Source organism: Tamlana carrageenivorans, from assembly GCF_002893765.1.
Classification (GTDB): domain Bacteria; phylum Bacteroidota; class Bacteroidia; order Flavobacteriales; family Flavobacteriaceae; genus Pseudotamlana; species Pseudotamlana carrageenivorans.
In genome coordinates, this window is record NZ_CP025938.1 from 122,198 (window position 1) to 138,611 (window position 16,414).

The following is a 16,414-nucleotide window of genomic DNA, read 5'->3' on the forward strand; positions in this document are numbered from 1 at the left end:
GCTATTAAATTTTTATCTCTAAGGTTGCGTACCAATTTCTTGGAGCCGAAGGGATAATGCCAGGTCCAGGATATCCTGTAGCACGGCGTGTAAAATAACTATTATCGAGTAAGTTATTAATACCCGTTTCAAACTTAAAACGTTTATAACTATAAGATAACGATACATCCAAAATATCATAGGCCGGAATTTCACCTATAACCCCTTCTCTTAAACCTCCAGGGGTATCTGCTTTAGAATTAAATGCATCGGTGTATTGCTCAGATAAATAAGTGTACTGAATGCTTCCAAGTAGGTTTTTATACCCAAAACGCAAGGTTGTTTTTAAATTGATCTCTGGAATAAATTCTACCTTATTTCCTTTAACCCCATTTGTTTTAGATTGGGTATATTCCGAATCGATATAAGCCAAATTGAGTCCCAAATTAAACCTATAATCAGCATTCGCTTCCCATAAATCCAATACATTCCAATCAATAAAACTTTCAACACCATAAATTAAAGCATCCCCAGCATTGGTGCGTACCCAATTGGCTCTATCGTCTAGAATATTCCCTATTCTACCATTATAATTTACGGTAAAAACGCCTATATCATAAGAAAAAGCATTATTATACTTTCCTCTTAAACCAATATCTAAGGTTAAACCTTCTTCATCTGTAATATCAGGATCTATAATAAAAGTAGGACTTACGCTTCTAATATCACTAAAGGTAACCGACCTATAATTCTGTGAAAGGTTGCCATAAAGTTCTAGGGCATTGGTAGGTTTATAGCTTGTTCCAACACCTAATAAAATAAAAGCACGATCAAAAACTCTATCATCATCAAAAGCTTCGGAGGCAATTATATTATTAGCATTATCATAATTTTTCTGATAATAAACACCATCACTTTCAGTTTTAATGTATTCAAACCTAAAGCCTGGAGTTATCGTAAACTTATCAGACAACCTGAAAATATTTTCACCAAAAATAGCCAAATTTCTATTCGGGTAATTAAAACTAGACTCGTTTGGATAATCTGGAAAATCGGAACTATAAATTGTAAAATCGGCATCAGAAAACTTACTTCCAGCACCTTGAACACTCGAATTGTTCGCATGATAATATTTAGAACCAATTAAAAAAGCAGACTCTTCACCTAAAAAGGTATACTTGCTTAACAATCTCGCTTCTGCGCCCCAGTTATTAAAATCACCTCGTATAACGTCTCTATTATAGAAAAAAGTACCATCACTATTTTGAATATCTGGGATTGTTATAGGATTTTTATTTAATCCTGTAGGATAGGGGTCTCCTCTAAAACCAACGGCGTTTCTAGAAGCATCTAGCCCAAAGAAGCTAAAGGTAAAGTTCGTTTTTTCTGAAAATTTATGATCTAATTTTATGTTATAGAGTAACCAATTAACCTCAAACCAATTTCGTGTTCGATTACTTTGCATAGGGTCCTCATCAAACATCGTATCTGTTAACCCTCCCGATTGTTTTGCTAAATAATTCATATAAGTGAATTCACCTTCCAACCTGGTATTATCACTAAAAGCATACCCTAAATGTGTAAAAACGTTTTTAGATTCAAACGCTGAATTCGGCCTAAAGCCCTCCCCTTTTTTGTAATTTAAAAAAGTATAATAACTAAACTTATCTTTGGTACCACTTAAACTTGTAAAATTGGTATATAAGCCAAAACTACCTAAGGTATTTCTAGTAATCAGTTCTATAGGTTTATTAGGATTAGGCGATTTCATTTTGAAGTTAATCAAACCTCCAAATTGCGTTCCGTATTGCAAAGATGCCGCGCCACGTATCACTTGAATTTCAGACAAGGCTTCGGAAGCTGGTGTGTAATAACTTTCTGGATACCCTAAAACATCGGCACTGATATCGTAGCCATTTTGACGCGTATTAAAATTGGCCGTTCTATTAGGATCTAAACCGCGACCCCCAATATTTAATTGCAAACCAGCATCATCATTTTGGTAAATGTTCAAGCCTGCCACCTGACTAAAAATCTGACGCGCATTGTTAGATGCTAAGTTGGCCATAGACTGATCGACCAAAATAACTTCTGTCTTTTTTCCGGCGTAAATAGCTGTACCCTCTACATCTTTTAACCGCTTCAACTCAAAAATACGTTGTTTCCTTGCGGTGACCTCAACTTCAGACAACTGCGTGGTTAAATCTTCCAATGCAATTTTTAAATCCTTAGCCTCAGCAGTGTAAATTGATATCTCTTTAGCTTCATATTCAAAAGAAAAAAACACCAAAGTCATTTCCGATTTAGACGTTTCAAATTCAAAATACCCAGCTGCATTGGTTTTGGCGACTAAGCCTGAATCCTTATCGTAAACATCAACATTTTCAACGGTTTTATTTGATTCTGAAAATACAACAACACCACTTACAGTGTTTTGCGCATACATCGAGACACTAAAAATAAGTGCAAAAATGAAGTTATAAGCCTTTAATGTCATCGTTAAAAGGTAAGATCCAGTGTTTGGGTTTAAAAGATTCTTTTTCTTGGTACAAATCTACGGTTTTATCTATATATGGCTGACTAAGTCGTCCATTTAATGCCACATAACTTTCCACAAAAACTTGCACGTTTTTATGGCCTTGAGCAGTAAAGTGATCGCCTAGATAATGCGCGTATTCTAAAATAAAATCGGGTTGAAAACTCATTTGTTTTTCCTGAAACGGTGTTAAAAAATCGGCGTTATCCACATAAAAATAGTCGCCCGTGTTAGCATTTACAATCTTAAATGTAGACATGCCCATTTTTTCTAGAAGCATGACGCGCCATGAAAAACGAAAGCCCTCTTCGGTCCAAAACAGTTCATTAGGATATAACAAATAACGAAACGGGAATGCCAACTGAAAAACAAAAAACAGGGCTATAAGAACAACCGTAGGCTTCTTAAAGGCATAACTATAATTCGATGCTGTTTCAACTGTAACTTTTGAAGTGATATTTCGAAAACGCCTTTTTATAAAACCGATGATATTTTCATGAAAGCTGGCATCGAAGAAAATAAGTGTCGATACAATCATTACAAACGGAAACATGCCAATAGGGAATAAAACACGCGTAAACACATGAAAAATAAGCACCAATGCAAAGGCGAAAATACGTGTGCGTTTGTAAAGCAATAAAAATGGAATAGCCAAATCGTAAAGCATACCGCTCCAACTCATGGCATATTGAAACCAGGTTTGATGCATGAGCGTATCTCCAACTATTGGCAAATCGTATTTGGAAGGCAACCATATTTTTAAAGGCATAGCCCGGAACAACCAATCGCTATTAAGTTTGGCTAATCCGGCATAAAAATAAACGATCCCTAAAAGTAGTTTAACACTATCAATGGTCCATTGCGGAATGTTTTGATACCTTTTTTTTTGTATGAGATTATCCAATGAAAACTGGGCGTTTGCAGGAAGGAAAATCATTAAAAAAGCCATTAAACTTATAAAGTAATAATGGTTAAGATAGGTGGTTTTATCCATGAGTTCTATGTAAGTAAAACTCAAGAAAAAGGTTATTATAGCCCACCTATATTTTAAACCTATAGCCACAAAAAAAGCAGAGAGGCCACAAATAACAAATAATAAATAGGTATACGGGCCCAATGGTTTTACCCATTCGAAACCAAAATATGAGAAATGAAATTTAGGCTGAATATATAAGGTTTCAATCCATCCATGGTACCAAAAGCGTATCATACCATAACACATCATAAAACCAAATAACATACGAAAAACTGCTAAAGGCGCAGCATTTGAATATCGGTTAATATATGTTTTAAAATTAATGGGCATAAATGAAAAAAAGGCTGCCTGTAAAAGACAACCTTAAATTTATATTTTTATAGGATTACTAATCACCATCTGCATCTACATAATCCACATTAATATTGAAAGCTTGTAGCATGTCAACCTTAAGAGACACTACAATTAATTGTAAGGCATCATAAGCTTGTAGCATTTTAGTATTATCGGTATTTATCTGGTTATAAAAATTAACATCTAAAGCATTTAGCTTTAATTGCGCATCGCCAAATTTTGTGATTATCGTATTAACTAAATCATCGCGATCTAAATATTCAAGGTAGGTTTTAAAACTTTCACCGGTAGCGTTAGATGCATAAGATTTACCATTGAAAACATGTAATGCAGCCGATAAACTTTCTAAAGCCAAATCTTTAGAATAGATACCGCTATAACGACCTTCTACAGTTTCTGGCAACGGCGTTGATGAAAAATTACCAGCAGGAATACCAAACTTATTGGCACGTAGGCCTTTTTCAAAATAAAATACATAATCGTTGGTCAATTTATTTAAAGCACTTGTAGCCGTATTTCCAGTTTCACTTACAAAAACATCTCTATAAGATGACGTCCAATCATTTAAAACAGTTTCGGTTAAGGCCTGCATTTGATTGATGACATCAGATAAATATTTTGTGTATTGGGCATCGCTATAAACGTTTATAATAGCAGCATCATTGGCAGCTACACCATAAAGCATATAATCTAGCGCAGGAAATCCAACCGCATCAATATTGTTTGGGTGTGATAAATCGTAATTTCCACTTAAAATATTAGCCTTTACTTCTTGTACAGATGTAGGATACACATTCATTTGTAAACCGTATAGTAAAGCCTCGGCTTTTCCAATGTTAAACATTTCCACCGATTGCCATACTTTATAAGAGGCCAACCAAGATGCTCTTAAAGCATCTAAATGCACCTGGTCTGGAGATTTTATAAAGGCTTCTTTAGCTGCTTTTAAATTTATAAGATTGGCGTTTAAATCTTGAAAAGCAGGAATTATAAAGTTATCGGCTAGATTAACCAATAAAGCTCCGCGTTCATAAGAATCTTTATTTTCTGTAGGCCCATCATCTGATGATGACGAATTACAAGCCGTAAATAATGAAACAATAACTAGGGCTAAAACAACTTTTCGTAAGATAAACATAACTTAAAAATATTTTCAAAAATAGAAAACAGCAAAGGTACTTAATTGAAACCATTGCTGTTAATAAAATTTAATTATTTAGTTTGAAGCATCGGCAGCTGCTTCAACAGTAAAATCAAATTTTGCCGAAATATTCTGAGACAGAATATCTAATTTTTCTTCATTTAAATCCCAAAAACCATCACCTACCATTAACTCCTCTAACATTAAGTCAACTTCTTTTTTAGAAAAATATGCACCACCTGTGGCGTTGTTTCTAGTAAACTGTAGGCTATAAATAAACCCATAAGCTTCAGACAAGGCGTGAAAAGCGGCTGCTCTATCTGATTCTAAAATAGGTTTTGCTGCTTGTAAGTAGTACACAGCACGCACGGCAGGCACTAAAGATAATTTTTCTCTAATGATATCAACTTGATCATCACGTAATGTGTATACACCTTCGGTAATGGCAGCTCTTCCTAATTTGAAAGCCTCATAAATTTCAACATCTAAATTTTTAAAATCAGGATCTTGAGCTACTCGATCTAAATATTCATTTAAAAATTGATCGGCACCTAATTCTGGAGTTTCAGGGTTATCTTCGTTACCAAATAAGTAACCATAAGCCTCATCCCATTTGTGCTCCATGGTTGTGTAATTCTTTCCAGATTCTAAAACTTCATTATCGTTATCCTCTTTATTAGTTCCGGCATCTAAAACTGCATCACTTAAATAATTGTTCAAAATTTGATCTAACATTAAACCTCCTATTAAACCTTTGGCAAAAGCTTGGTTGTACTCTAAACCCTTACCATTTAAATAACGTACCGTACCACTACTTTGTAATAGGGCTCCAGCAACACCACTTGAAGCGTTAAGATTCCAAGCTGGGAAAACAATATTAACTTGTTCTTCAATCCAGGTATCAAAATCGGCTTTTATAGCAGTAGCATCGGTTGAATTTGCTGAAAAATAATCAGTTGAAGCCGCCACTTTACTTCTTACATTTTTATCTGAAGCGTTTAATCCTGCTTCTAAGAAATTATCACCACCTTGTTCATGAGCGAACATGGCATCGATTTGAGGTTCTGTAGATAACGGATCTTTTAATGCTGAAACGATCTCTTCAGCCATTTGAATTCTTGTTGTTTGCCCACTAAAGCTTACTGTTGAATTTCCATTTCTTGTAAACACATAAGTTTCTGGTGCAGTAACATTGTTATTGGCACTACCACCATCATCATCATTTGAACACGATTGAAAAATGACAGACAAGGTAAACAGACTTAAAACGAGTTTTTTCATTTTGTAATTTGATTTCTTATTGTTTGGCTTATTCTTATTTAGACTTATTGTAGATAAGCCTTAATTTCAGAGTGCGAATATAACACACAACTGTTGAATATCAAATTTAATTTAGATTAAATTTAAATAAAAATAAGATTAATAATAAAACTTGAAAATTTTTGAAGCTTCGTTATAAGCACTCTCAAAACTTAAGGCATTGAGGTTGTTACGTTTTTTAGTAGTAAAATAGGATAATAATTTTTCGGTTGGCATATTACCTACAAGCTCATCTTTGGCCATAGGACAACCTCCAAAGCCTTGAATGGCGCCATCAAAACGGCTGCATCCTGCCTTATAAGCCGCATCCACTTTTTCGAACCAAGAATTTGGTGTGGTATGGAGGTGCGCACCAAACTCTACTTGAGTATAGCTGGGTATTAAATTTGAAAATAGATAGTCTATCGTTTCAGGAGTAGATGATCCCACAGTATCACTCAAGGATAAAATTTTAACACCCATTTGGGCTAATTTCTCAGTCCACTCCCCTACAATATCAACATTCCAAGGATCGCCATACGGATTGCCAAAGCCCATAGAAATGTATACCACTAATGCTTTATTTGCCTTATCGGCGATATTTAAAATTTCAGAAAGCGTAACGACCGATTCTGCAATCGTTTTATGCGTATTACGCATTTGAAAATTCTCGGAGATTGAAAACGGATACCCCAAATAATCGATTTCTTTATACTGACAAGCATCTATTGCGCCACGAGTATTCGCTATAATAGTTAAAAGTTTGCTACTTGTACTACTTAAGTCAAGCTGCGATAAAACCTCAGCAGTATCTACCATTTGCGGAATAGCCTTTGGAGAAACAAAACTACCAAAGTCTATAGTATCATACCCCACACGTAAAAGCGACTGAATGTACTGTACCTTTTTAGCTGTTGGAATAAACTGCTTTATGCCTTGCATGGCATCTCTAGGACATTCAATAATTTTAATGGGTGCAGACATAGATTTCCAAATAGAAGTTAAAAATAGTATTAATTTTTAAGTATTCAGAATACTAAATGATGAAGAAAAAAGATTTACTTCTTTAGAATGGCTTTGTTAATTTGTTTGATTAAGCTAGGACCTTCATAAATAAAACCGGTATAAATTTGAACCAAATCGGCACCAGCCTTAAGCTTTTCTACGGCATCGGCTCCCGAATGAATACCACCAACACCAATAATAGGAAAGGCCTTATTACTTTTTTCAGCCAAATATTTAATAACGGCTGTACTTTTATCTTTAACCGGTTGGCCGCTTAAACCACCATTACCAATAGCTTCTAACTGTTCTGGTGTGGCTTTTAATCCGCTTCTATCAGTAGACGTATTACTAGCAATTACGCCGTCTAACTGGGTTTGATTTACAATTTCAATAATCTCATCCAGTTGCACGTTATTCAAATCTGGAGCAATTTTTAAAACAATAGGTTTTTGCTTTTCAAAAGTTTTGTTCGCTTTTTGTACCGCACCTATTAACTCTAATAAATAATCTTTATCATTTAATTTGGCATGACTTCCAACATTTGGGCAGCTTACATTTAGTACAAAATAATCGACATAAGGATGTAGGGCGTTAAAACACTCTAAATAATCTTTGGTATAATCTTCCGGCTTTGTACTGGTATTTTTACCAATATTTCCACCTATAATCAATTTTCCTTTGTTTTTTTTCAGTTGAGTAATCGCTGCTTCCAAACCTTCATTATTAAAACCCATGCGGTTAATAATACCTTGGTCTTCTTTTAAGCGGAATAATCTTTTCTTCGGATTTCCAGCCTGACCTTTTGGAGTCACCGTTCCAATTTCAATAAAACCAAATCCGAAGTTAGCCAATTCATTATACAATACGGCATTTTTATCGAATCCGGCGGCTAATCCAACGGGGTTTTTAAAAGTAAGACCAAAAAGCTGACGCTCTAAACGCTTGTTTTCTACAACATACAACCCTCTAAAAACAGCTGAAACTCCAGGTATTTTAGACACTGTTTTTATTAATGAAAAGGTAAAATGATGAATTTTTTCTGGATCGAACAAGAAAAATAACGGGCGAAGTAAAAGTTTGTACATCTTTATTATTTGTGCAAAAATACTGCTAATTCATCTAAATAAAAAATCAACTAATTCTTAAGCCAAAAAAAATTAATATTTGTAATTTAGATGTTCATTTTTAAAACAATTACAAGCCTGTAAACCAAGGTGTTTACAACTAAATTTCCTTAAAAAAATTTTAGCATGATATCAAAAGAACACATTATAAAACGTTTTGTAAGTTACGTAACCGTAGATACCGAATCTGATCCGAACTCTAACACCACACCCAGCACCGAAAAACAATGGGATTTAGCCAATAAGTTGGTTGACGAACTTAGGGCCATTGGGATGCAGGACGTGAGTATTGATAAGCATGCCTACATTATGGCAACTTTACCTAGTAATGTGGATCACGATGTGCCAACCATTGGATTTATCTCACATTTTGATACGTCTCCAGATTTTACTGGTGCGCATGTTAATCCACAAATCATCGAATCTTACGATGGTAAAGATATTGTACTAAATGAAGCTAAAAACATCATTTTATCACCCGATTATTTTGAAGATTTAAAACAATACGTTGGCCAAACGTTAATTACAACCGATGGTACCACGCTTTTGGGGGCCGATGACAAAGCTGGAATTTGTGAAATTATTTCGGCCATGGAATACCTTATTAAGCACCCCGAAATTAAACACGGCCCTATAAAAGTAGGTTTTACTCCTGATGAAGAAATAGGTCGTGGCGCTCATAAATTTGATGTTGAAAAATTTGGTGCCGATTGGGCTTATACCATGGATGGAAGTCAAATTGGAGAACTAGAATATGAAAACTTTAATGCTGCAGGTGCTGTGGTTAAAGTAAAAGGAAAAATTGTACACCCAGGGTATGCTAAAGGAAAATTAATCAACTCCATGTATATCGCTACCGAGTTTATCAATTCCCTTCCCCGCATGGAAACACCAGAACATACTGAAGGATACCAAGGCTTTTTTCACCTGCATAATATAAAAGGTGATGTTGAAGAAACGGTATTAGAGTACATTATTCGCGATCATGATAAAGGGCATTTTGAGGCGCGAAAAGAAGTGATGACCAAATTAACTAATGAGTTAAATGATCAATATGGTTATGAGGTGATCGTTACAGAAATTAAAGATCAATACTTTAATATGCTTGAAAAAATAGAGCCCGTAATGCATATTGTAGACATTGCTGAAGAGGCTATGAAACAAACCGGTATAAAACCTATAATTAAAGCCATTCGTGGCGGAACTGATGGGGCTCAACTGAGTTATATGGGTTTACCCTGTCCGAATATTTTTGCGGGCGGACATAATTTTCACGGACGCTTTGAATACGTGCCAGTGGAAAGCATGATAAAAGCTACCGAAGTGATTTGTAAAATTGCTGAAATCACCGCTATTAAAGCCTAAATTATAGTTTTAGTCGTAGTCGTATTAATAGAGAAACACAATAACATTTAAAATAATAATTATGAAATTTAATTTTTTAATCATGTTAGCGTTAATCGTGCTTTTCAGTTGTAAAGCTCAAAATAATACGACTACCACCAAAAACAGTAAAACAGAAATGACTGCTACCACTAAAACGCACGATATTAGTATGTATCCTGAAGCTTCAAATGATCAATTGAGGCATATTATAAATTTACCCGCAACGGAAGATGATAATGCTTTTAAAGTAGAACTTTATGCCGGTAAAATTGGGGAAGTCGATTGTAACCAAGCCTTTTTATCGGGCGAATTTCAAGAAGAAACGGTTTCTGGTTGGGGGTATCCGTATTACAACTTTATAACTAATGGTGCCATTTTTAGTACTGGCCGACTGTGTCCTGATGAAACAAAATACAAAGCATTTGTAAGTACCAAAGGTGAATTAATGCGTTATAACAGCAAACTCCCCATTGTTGTATACACGCCTAAGGGCTACGAAGTACGTTATAAAATTTGGGCAAGAAATAATGTTGAACAAACAGCCATTATAAAATAGTTTGTTGTGAAAAAAGTTAATGCGGTTGAAGCATACCTAGAAAACCATGAAGCGTTTCGTGATGTTTTAATAACCTCACGAACACTTATACTTACTACAACGCTTGAAGAAACCATTAAATGGGGTGCACCTACCTATACCATAAATAATAAGAATGTATTATCGATAGCGGCTTTTAACAACCACTGCTGTATTTGGTTTTATAATGGTTTAAGCTTGAGGGATGAACACCAGCTTTTTTCTGAAGAAAAAAATGCTCATAAAACCCTGCGGCAAATACGTTTTGAAGCTCCGGATACAATTAATAAGCCTTTAATACTTTCTTATATTAAGGAAGCTATAGAAAACCAATAGCTAGGGCACATAGTGAAACCTCAAAAAAACACCAAAGAACTTATCATTCCCAAAGCATTAAAAGCTGTTTTACAAAAAAAACCAGAATTACAGTCTCATTTTAAGCAGCTAGCACCGTATAAACAGCGTGAATATGCTGAACACATCCAATCGGCAAAACGAGACACCACAAAGCAAGCACGCTTAGAAAAAATACAAGCTATGATTTTAAAACGTATGGGATTAAATCAATCCTGTCCTAAACATTTTTGATCTAATCAAAAGTCAACGATTTTACTGGTAATTAGCCATGTTTTTTATCTTTTTCAAAAAAGAACCCCTTGTGTATAATTTTGTTTGGGGGGAGGCTGCTCGTTAAAAGGGCTATCAATCCATTTTTGCAAATCCACTTTGACAAAAAGGTTAAGTCTTATAAAAGCTACTAAATTGGGAGTTTATCCAAAATTTTGTGTTTTTGAAAAATAATTTCAAAATTCATAGGTTAAAATAATATAGATTATAACCTGTTTGGAAAACAAATATACAATTGATTGTAAATTTGGCCCCATTTAAATCGTGTTTTCTTCCATTTTTTGCTGATGCTTTGAGCTGCTAAATATATGGATTTCAGTGCTGCATCATCATGAGGAAAGACTTTTTTGTTGCGTGTATATTTTCTTAAACTGGCATTAAAACTCTCAATGATATTGGTAGTATATATAAGTTTTCTAATCTCTTTTGGGTAGTTTAAAAACGCGGTCAAATTATCCCAATTGTTTTCCCAAGACTGTACGGCAGAGAGGTATTTATCTTCCCAATTTTGTTTAAAGACTTCGAAAGCCTCTAAAGCGAATTTCTCATTATCGGCTTGATAAATAGCTTTAATATCGACCATTATTGATTTACGGTCCTTATAGCTCACATATTTTAAAGAGTTTCTAATTTGATGTACGATACATATTTGACGTATACTACCTGGAAAAATAGCTTCTACAGCTTTATCTAATCCAGAGAGGTTATCCGAACACAGAAAGAAGATATCTTTTACGCCTCTAGAGCGCAGATCGTCTAAAATGGACATCCAAGCAGCTGCCTTTTCTGTCTCCACAATACTCATGCTCAAAATATCTTGTTGCCCTTCGGTATTCACCCCTAAAACTATCATACAGGCTTTAGATATTACCTTGCCTTCTTGACGTATTTTATAATGAATAGCATCTATCCAGACAATGGGATATACGTCTTCTAAAGGTCTATTCTGCCATTGTTTGATGTCTTCCAATAATTGATTGGTGATAATGGATACCTGTGATGTGGAATACTGCACTCCATAGGTACTTTCAATAAAATCAATAATATCGCTATTGCTCATACCTTTGGCGTAAAGCAGTTGAATACAATCTTCTAATTCTTGACTAATCGATTGATGTTTGGGGACAATAACAGGCTCAAAGCTCGCTTGACGATCTCTGGGGATTTTGATGCGTTGTTCGCCGTTATGAGTCTTGATAGTTTTCTCTGAGAAACCATTGCGCTGGTTGTTCTCAATTACAGAACCTCCTTTTTGAAACCCTAAGTGGGCAGTCATTTCTGCTTTTAAAAGTGATTCAATACCACGTTTAAGCAACTGTTCCTTGACCTGGTCAAAGTCCTCCTTGTTGCTGATTTTGCCGATCAAGGCGTCTAATTGTTTTTCTAAGTCTGAGTTCATAAAATAAAAATTTAAAAGTAAATTTTTTGCCTATGAATTTCAAAATCATTTTTAAACTAACTAACAGCAAAAACACAAAATAGTTTACAGTCCCTAAATTGGACAAGTACCAATTATATTTTGCATTTGCTTTTAAGGCTTTTAGGATGAGTATAGTAATAAGAGCCGTCCATATTTGTATCATTACGGCATTTTCAGAAGTTCCTATAAACGATTTAATATGTAGCTGTTGTTTGATGTCTCTAAAGAATATCTCAATATCCCATCTAGCTTTGTAGAGTTGGCTAATTGTGTTTGCTGTCCAAGACATTTGGTTGGTAATAAGTTCTATTTCCTGGTTATTTTTATCGTCCCATACAGCTATTCTACGTAGCTTCTTTGGGTATTTTGTTTTTGATTTAGCCCCTGTTAGCTCAATGATTTCATCTTTTAAAACATGATGATGTCTATTTTCTGGCAATTCTTTTTCTTTAATACTCTTAAATTGGATGTTTTCTTTGTGCCTAATTACAAAAAACACTTGGTTGCTGTCCCAAACGTTAAGTAACGAAAAATCATTATAAAATCGATCTGCGACAATAACCGAACGGCTAATCAAAGGAATATCGTAAGCTCCTTTATTATCTGCTGTTTTACCATCGCTAATATTTACATAGTGCGGTAAATTACCATCATAATCAAGCAAGGTGTGCATTTTTACAGCTCCTTTGTGGGTTTTGTATTTTGCCCAATCAAAGAGACTTAAACATAGACTTATCGTTGTAGAATCTAATAGAAATATCTTGGATTTAATTTTGAATTTAACACGTTTTAAGTGAGGGTGCTGTCCAAAACTTTTTAAAAGAACATAGTAGTAATCTCGATAAAGCGTCCAGTCTCGATGTTTGTTTTGATAGCTTATCGTTGATTTAGAAGGTGCTTTCTGTATGCCTAAATGATTAAGGTTTCCTGTGGCAGAGCGAAGTCCATTACTTATATCTCGGACGGATTGACTTTTTGCAAATTGACAAAACAACATGGAGACTAAATGTGTCCAACTATTAAATCCTTTTTGATGTTTATCTGTTCCCTTGGCTTTTACAAGTTTAGAAAAACTAGAACGGTCTAATTTGGAGATTATCTGAGAGAACAATGTTATATTTGTCATGGAGAAAGGTTGTTTTTTGTTGTGCAACTCAAAAATAATATTTTGAGATACAAAATCCCTTTCTCTTTTTAAGCGTTTTGGACGCTATTGGGATTAAATGATAAATATAAGAACTGCTAAAACAAATATTAACAAATAAATAAGACCATGAAAATTAATAATATTTTAGAAAACATAGGCAACACCCCTGTGGTTCGTTTAAGTAAATTATTTCCAAATAATAACGTCTGGATGAAGCTTGAAAAAGCGAATCCAGGCGGAAGCATCAAAGATCGTATTGCTCTTTCTATGATTGAGGATGCCGAAAAAAACAACCTCATCACTAAAGATACTGATATTATAGAGCCTACTTCTGGAAATACGGGAGTTGGTTTAGCCATGGTTTGCGCTATAAAAGGCTATAAGTTAACATTGGTCATGCCAGAATCGATGTCGGTGGAAAGGCGTGCCCTAATGGCTGCTTATGGTGCAAATTTAGTTTTAACACCGAAAGAAGAAGGTTTAGTCGGAACCATTGCTAAAGCGAATGAGATGGTGGCTAACAACAAAAATGCGTGGATGCCTTCACAATTTACCAACCCTTCAAATCCTGAAATTCATAAAAAAACAACGGCTTTAGAAATAGAAAAAGATTTCCCCGATGGTATTGATTACTACATTACCGGTGTTGGTACTGGCGGACATATTACCGGTGTTGCCGAAGTGTTGAAGAAAAAATTCTCCAATTTAAAAGTCCTTGCTGTCGAGCCTGATGACTCTCCTATTATTTCTGGCGGCGAACCAGGACCTCACCCATTACAAGGTATTGGCCCAGGATTTTTCCCTGAAGTTTTTAATAAAGACCTTATTGATGGCGCCGTTAGAATAACTAAAGAAGAAGCTTTCGCTGAAGTTAAAAACATTGCAACAACTGAAGGTATTTTAGTTGGAATCTCCTCTGGTGCCTCATTAGCTGCGGTAAGAAAACAACTTTCAAATATTGAAGAAGGTGCTGTTATTTTAACCATGAATTACGATACCGGTGAACGCTATCTTTCTATTGAGGGGCTGTTGAATCCATAATACGTTTTTGTTATTGTTATATAAAAAGAGGCTATCTAAAAAGTTGTTTTTTCGTCAATCTGAATTTATTTCAGATTCTCATAATTATTGGATTTCAATGTGATGAGATTCTGTATCAAGCACAGAATGACGATTGTTTTAACTTTTTAGAAAGCCTCTTATTTACTTTAAAATTATAACGCTACGCTTATAAGGATACTTTAGTACCAACATCTTTACCATCAATAATATCAATAATGGTATTTGGGTTGGTACCGTTAGCGATATATGTTGGAATATTTCTAGATGCCGCTTCTTGAGCATAATCCAATTTCGATCCCATGCCACCACGGCCTTCGCCTTCGGCCTTACCACTTTCCTTAATATACTTTTGTAAATCATCTTCTGGATCTACGTTAGAAATTAAGCTACTGTTTTTAGCTTCTGGATGCCCAGAGTAAAGTCCGTCGATATCTGTTAAAATAATTAATTTATCGGCATTTATTAATTGTGCGATCAAACACGCTAACTCGTCATTATCGGAAAACATAGAAGTTTTAACCGATACCGCATCATCTTCATTAGCAATAGGCACAACACCTTCTTGCATTAAACCTTCCACACAGTTAATCATATTTTCACGATGAACACCTGGTGTAAAATCCCGTTTGGTAGGTAAAACCTGGGCACATTTCATACCATAGTCGTAAAAAATGGTATAGTATAGACGCATCATTCTTGGTTGCCCGATGGATGAATACACCTGTCGTCGTTGCGCTTTGTTTTTAATTTTAGATTTCCCTAACACCTCTTTACCTGCTATTACAGAACCAGAAGATACTAATACTGCCATAATATCTCTTTCGTAAAGTTCAGATATTTGTCTTACTAAATTTCTTAAAACAGGTCTTACAATTCTATTGTCTTTGTTGGTCATAACATTCGTACCAACTTTTATTACTACTCTTTCTTTATACATCTTATTAATGTTCTTGACCTAATTCAATTGCACGATTAAATGCGGCATAAGCGGCATCTCTAATTAAAACATCTACTTTGTTGGCTTCCATAGAATTTAGTGCAGCACGTGTTGTACCTCCTTTTGAAGCTACACGATCCATCCATTCTTTTGGAGTAAGATCGGACTGATTAAAAAGTTCTACAGCTCCCGCAAAGGTTTGTGTAACTAAAGTTCTTGAATCTTCGTTTGAAAAGCCCATTTCTAGCGCAGCCTTCATCATACTCTCCATAAAGAAAAACACATAAGCTGGTCCGCTACCAGAAATTCCTGTTGACGCATCGATATCATTTTCAGAAGCTACTTTTAAGGATTTCCCTGTGGTGCTTAACAGCGATTCAATATCATTAGTTTCTTGTTCTGAAACGTCGCTTGAAGCTACAAATGACGTTAAACCTTTCCCGATTTGAGCTGGCAGATTAGGCATGGCTCGTACAATTTTATCTAAACCAGACATTTTTTTCATAGCAGCAATGGTTACCCCAGCCATCACAGAAACAATAATTTGATTCTTGTTTGTTAAAGGTTTTAGGTTTTCAAAAACACTTTCGGCATGAAAAGGTTTTACGGCTATAAAAATGATATCGGCTTGTGGTGCGCAGTCTTTTAAATCTCGACAAGCATCAAAATATGGAATTTCATCAAGTTCTTTTAGCTTGTCCTCGCTATTATCAAGAACCATGATATTATTATTAAGAAGTTTAGATGTAGACATCCCTTCGGCATAGGTTAACCCCATATTCCCTGCTCCGATTACTAGTACTTTCATGTGTATGTTTTGGTTAATTATTCGTTTTTTATTGGTAAG

At 35.0% G+C, this 16,414-nt stretch carries 15 protein-coding genes; 5 read left to right on the plus strand and 10 right to left on the minus strand.

Annotated elements, in window-relative coordinates:
* Positions 1-4: 4 nt before the first annotated feature.
* From C1A40_RS00600 to C1A40_RS00625, 6 genes are all read right to left on the minus strand, one after another.
* A complete protein-coding gene (locus tag C1A40_RS00600) occupies positions 5-2,476 on the minus strand; it encodes a TonB-dependent receptor domain-containing protein (RefSeq protein WP_102994194.1) in 2,472 nt (823 codons plus the stop codon).
* Positions 2,457-3,821: an HTTM domain-containing protein gene (locus C1A40_RS00605; RefSeq protein WP_102994195.1), complete on the minus strand. Its 1,365-nt coding sequence runs from the start codon at positions 3,819-3,821 to the stop codon at positions 2,457-2,459. The genes C1A40_RS00600 and C1A40_RS00605 overlap by 20 nt, the downstream gene beginning before the upstream one ends.
* Positions 3,822-3,879: 58 nt before the next feature.
* The gene (locus tag C1A40_RS00610) at positions 3,880-4,983 is read right to left on the minus strand and encodes an imelysin family protein (protein WP_102994196.1); all 1,104 of its coding nucleotides are present in this window, start codon (positions 4,981-4,983) and stop codon (positions 3,880-3,882) included.
* 78 nt (positions 4,984-5,061) lie between these two features.
* Positions 5,062-6,267, minus strand: coding sequence for a DUF4856 domain-containing protein (locus C1A40_RS00615; protein WP_102994197.1), 1,206 nt, complete (start codon positions 6,265-6,267; stop codon positions 5,062-5,064).
* Between the two features lie 138 nt (positions 6,268-6,405).
* A complete protein-coding gene (locus C1A40_RS00620; RefSeq protein ID WP_102994198.1) occupies positions 6,406-7,269 on the minus strand; it encodes a hydroxymethylglutaryl-CoA lyase in 864 nt (287 codons plus the stop codon).
* 74 nt (positions 7,270-7,343) lie between these two features.
* The gene (locus C1A40_RS00625) at positions 7,344-8,375 is read right to left on the minus strand and encodes a quinone-dependent dihydroorotate dehydrogenase (protein WP_102994199.1); all 1,032 of its coding nucleotides are present in this window, start codon (positions 8,373-8,375) and stop codon (positions 7,344-7,346) included.
* A 165-nt stretch (positions 8,376-8,540) separates the two neighbouring features.
* Here C1A40_RS00625 and pepT point away from each other — a divergent pair, with 165 nt between their 5' ends.
* The 4 genes from pepT to C1A40_RS18380 all read left to right on the plus strand — a co-directional run bounded on the left by pepT (position 8,541) and on the right by C1A40_RS18380 (position 10,962).
* Complete coding sequence (pepT, locus tag C1A40_RS00630; protein WP_102994200.1) at positions 8,541-9,779, plus strand: peptidase T; 1,239 nt, start codon at positions 8,541-8,543, stop codon at positions 9,777-9,779.
* Between the two features lie 61 nt (positions 9,780-9,840).
* On the plus strand, positions 9,841-10,356 hold the full coding sequence (locus C1A40_RS00635) for an ecotin (RefSeq protein ID WP_102994201.1): 516 nt from the start codon (positions 9,841-9,843) through the stop codon (positions 10,354-10,356).
* A 6-nt stretch (positions 10,357-10,362) separates the two neighbouring features.
* A complete protein-coding gene (locus C1A40_RS18375) occupies positions 10,363-10,710 on the plus strand; it encodes a DUF1801 domain-containing protein (protein WP_241910458.1) in 348 nt (115 codons plus the stop codon).
* A 12-nt stretch (positions 10,711-10,722) separates the two neighbouring features.
* On the plus strand, positions 10,723-10,962 hold the full coding sequence (locus C1A40_RS18380) for a YdeI/OmpD-associated family protein (protein WP_241910459.1): 240 nt from the start codon (positions 10,723-10,725) through the stop codon (positions 10,960-10,962).
* A gap of 244 nt (positions 10,963-11,206) precedes the next feature.
* Here the strand turns inward: C1A40_RS18380 and C1A40_RS00650 are convergent, their stop codons facing one another.
* Together C1A40_RS00650 and C1A40_RS00655 are read right to left on the minus strand one after the other, a co-directional pair.
* Positions 11,207-12,400 carry an IS256 family transposase gene (locus C1A40_RS00650; protein ID WP_102994202.1) on the minus strand — a complete coding sequence of 398 codons (1,194 nt, stop codon included), beginning with the start codon at positions 12,398-12,400 and terminating at the stop codon, positions 11,207-11,209.
* The gene (locus C1A40_RS00655) at positions 12,333-13,547 is read right to left on the minus strand and encodes an IS4 family transposase (protein ID WP_241910460.1); all 1,215 of its coding nucleotides are present in this window, start codon (positions 13,545-13,547) and stop codon (positions 12,333-12,335) included. The genes C1A40_RS00650 and C1A40_RS00655 overlap by 68 nt, the downstream gene beginning before the upstream one ends.
* A gap of 147 nt (positions 13,548-13,694) precedes the next feature.
* Here C1A40_RS00655 and cysK point away from each other — a divergent pair, with 147 nt between their 5' ends.
* Positions 13,695-14,609 carry a cysteine synthase A gene (gene cysK / locus C1A40_RS00660; protein ID WP_102994203.1) on the plus strand — a complete coding sequence of 305 codons (915 nt, stop codon included), beginning with the start codon at positions 13,695-13,697 and terminating at the stop codon, positions 14,607-14,609.
* A 187-nt stretch (positions 14,610-14,796) separates the two neighbouring features.
* Here cysK and proB read toward each other — a convergent pair whose 3' ends face one another.
* Together proB and proC are read right to left on the minus strand one after the other, a co-directional pair.
* Complete coding sequence (gene proB / locus C1A40_RS00665; protein ID WP_102994204.1) at positions 14,797-15,567, minus strand: glutamate 5-kinase; 771 nt, start codon at positions 15,565-15,567, stop codon at positions 14,797-14,799.
* Positions 15,568-15,571: 4 nt separating this feature from the next.
* Positions 15,572-16,393: a pyrroline-5-carboxylate reductase gene (gene proC, locus C1A40_RS00670; RefSeq protein WP_277871411.1), complete on the minus strand. Its 822-nt coding sequence runs from the start codon at positions 16,391-16,393 to the stop codon at positions 15,572-15,574.
* Between the last annotated feature and the right edge of the window lie 21 nt (positions 16,394-16,414).

Bases quoted from the DNA above. Each gene is read 5' to 3' on its own strand.
- C1A40_RS00600 (WP_102994194.1), bottom strand. From the start codon at position 2,476: ATGACATTAAAGGCTTATAACTTCATTTTTGCACTTATTTTTAGTGTC.
- C1A40_RS00605 (WP_102994195.1), bottom strand. From the start codon at position 3,821: ATGCCCATTAATTTTAAAACATATATTAACCGATATTCAAATGCTGCG.
- C1A40_RS00610 (WP_102994196.1), bottom strand. From the start codon at position 4,983: ATGTTTATCTTACGAAAAGTTGTTTTAGCCCTAGTTATTGTTTCATTA.
- C1A40_RS00615 (WP_102994197.1), bottom strand. From the start codon at position 6,267: ATGAAAAAACTCGTTTTAAGTCTGTTTACCTTGTCTGTCATTTTTCAA.
- C1A40_RS00620 (WP_102994198.1), bottom strand. From the start codon at position 7,269: ATGTCTGCACCCATTAAAATTATTGAATGTCCTAGAGATGCCATGCAA.
- C1A40_RS00625 (WP_102994199.1), bottom strand. From the start codon at position 8,375: ATGTACAAACTTTTACTTCGCCCGTTATTTTTCTTGTTCGATCCAGAA.
- pepT (WP_102994200.1), top strand. From the start codon at position 8,541: ATGATATCAAAAGAACACATTATAAAACGTTTTGTAAGTTACGTAACC.
- C1A40_RS00635 (WP_102994201.1), top strand. From the start codon at position 9,841: ATGAAATTTAATTTTTTAATCATGTTAGCGTTAATCGTGCTTTTCAGT.
- C1A40_RS00650 (WP_102994202.1), bottom strand. From the start codon at position 12,400: ATGAACTCAGACTTAGAAAAACAATTAGACGCCTTGATCGGCAAAATC.
- C1A40_RS00655 (WP_241910460.1), bottom strand. From the start codon at position 13,547: ATGACAAATATAACATTGTTCTCTCAGATAATCTCCAAATTAGACCGT.
- cysK (WP_102994203.1), top strand. From the start codon at position 13,695: ATGAAAATTAATAATATTTTAGAAAACATAGGCAACACCCCTGTGGTT.
- proB (WP_102994204.1), bottom strand. From the start codon at position 15,567: ATGTATAAAGAAAGAGTAGTAATAAAAGTTGGTACGAATGTTATGACC.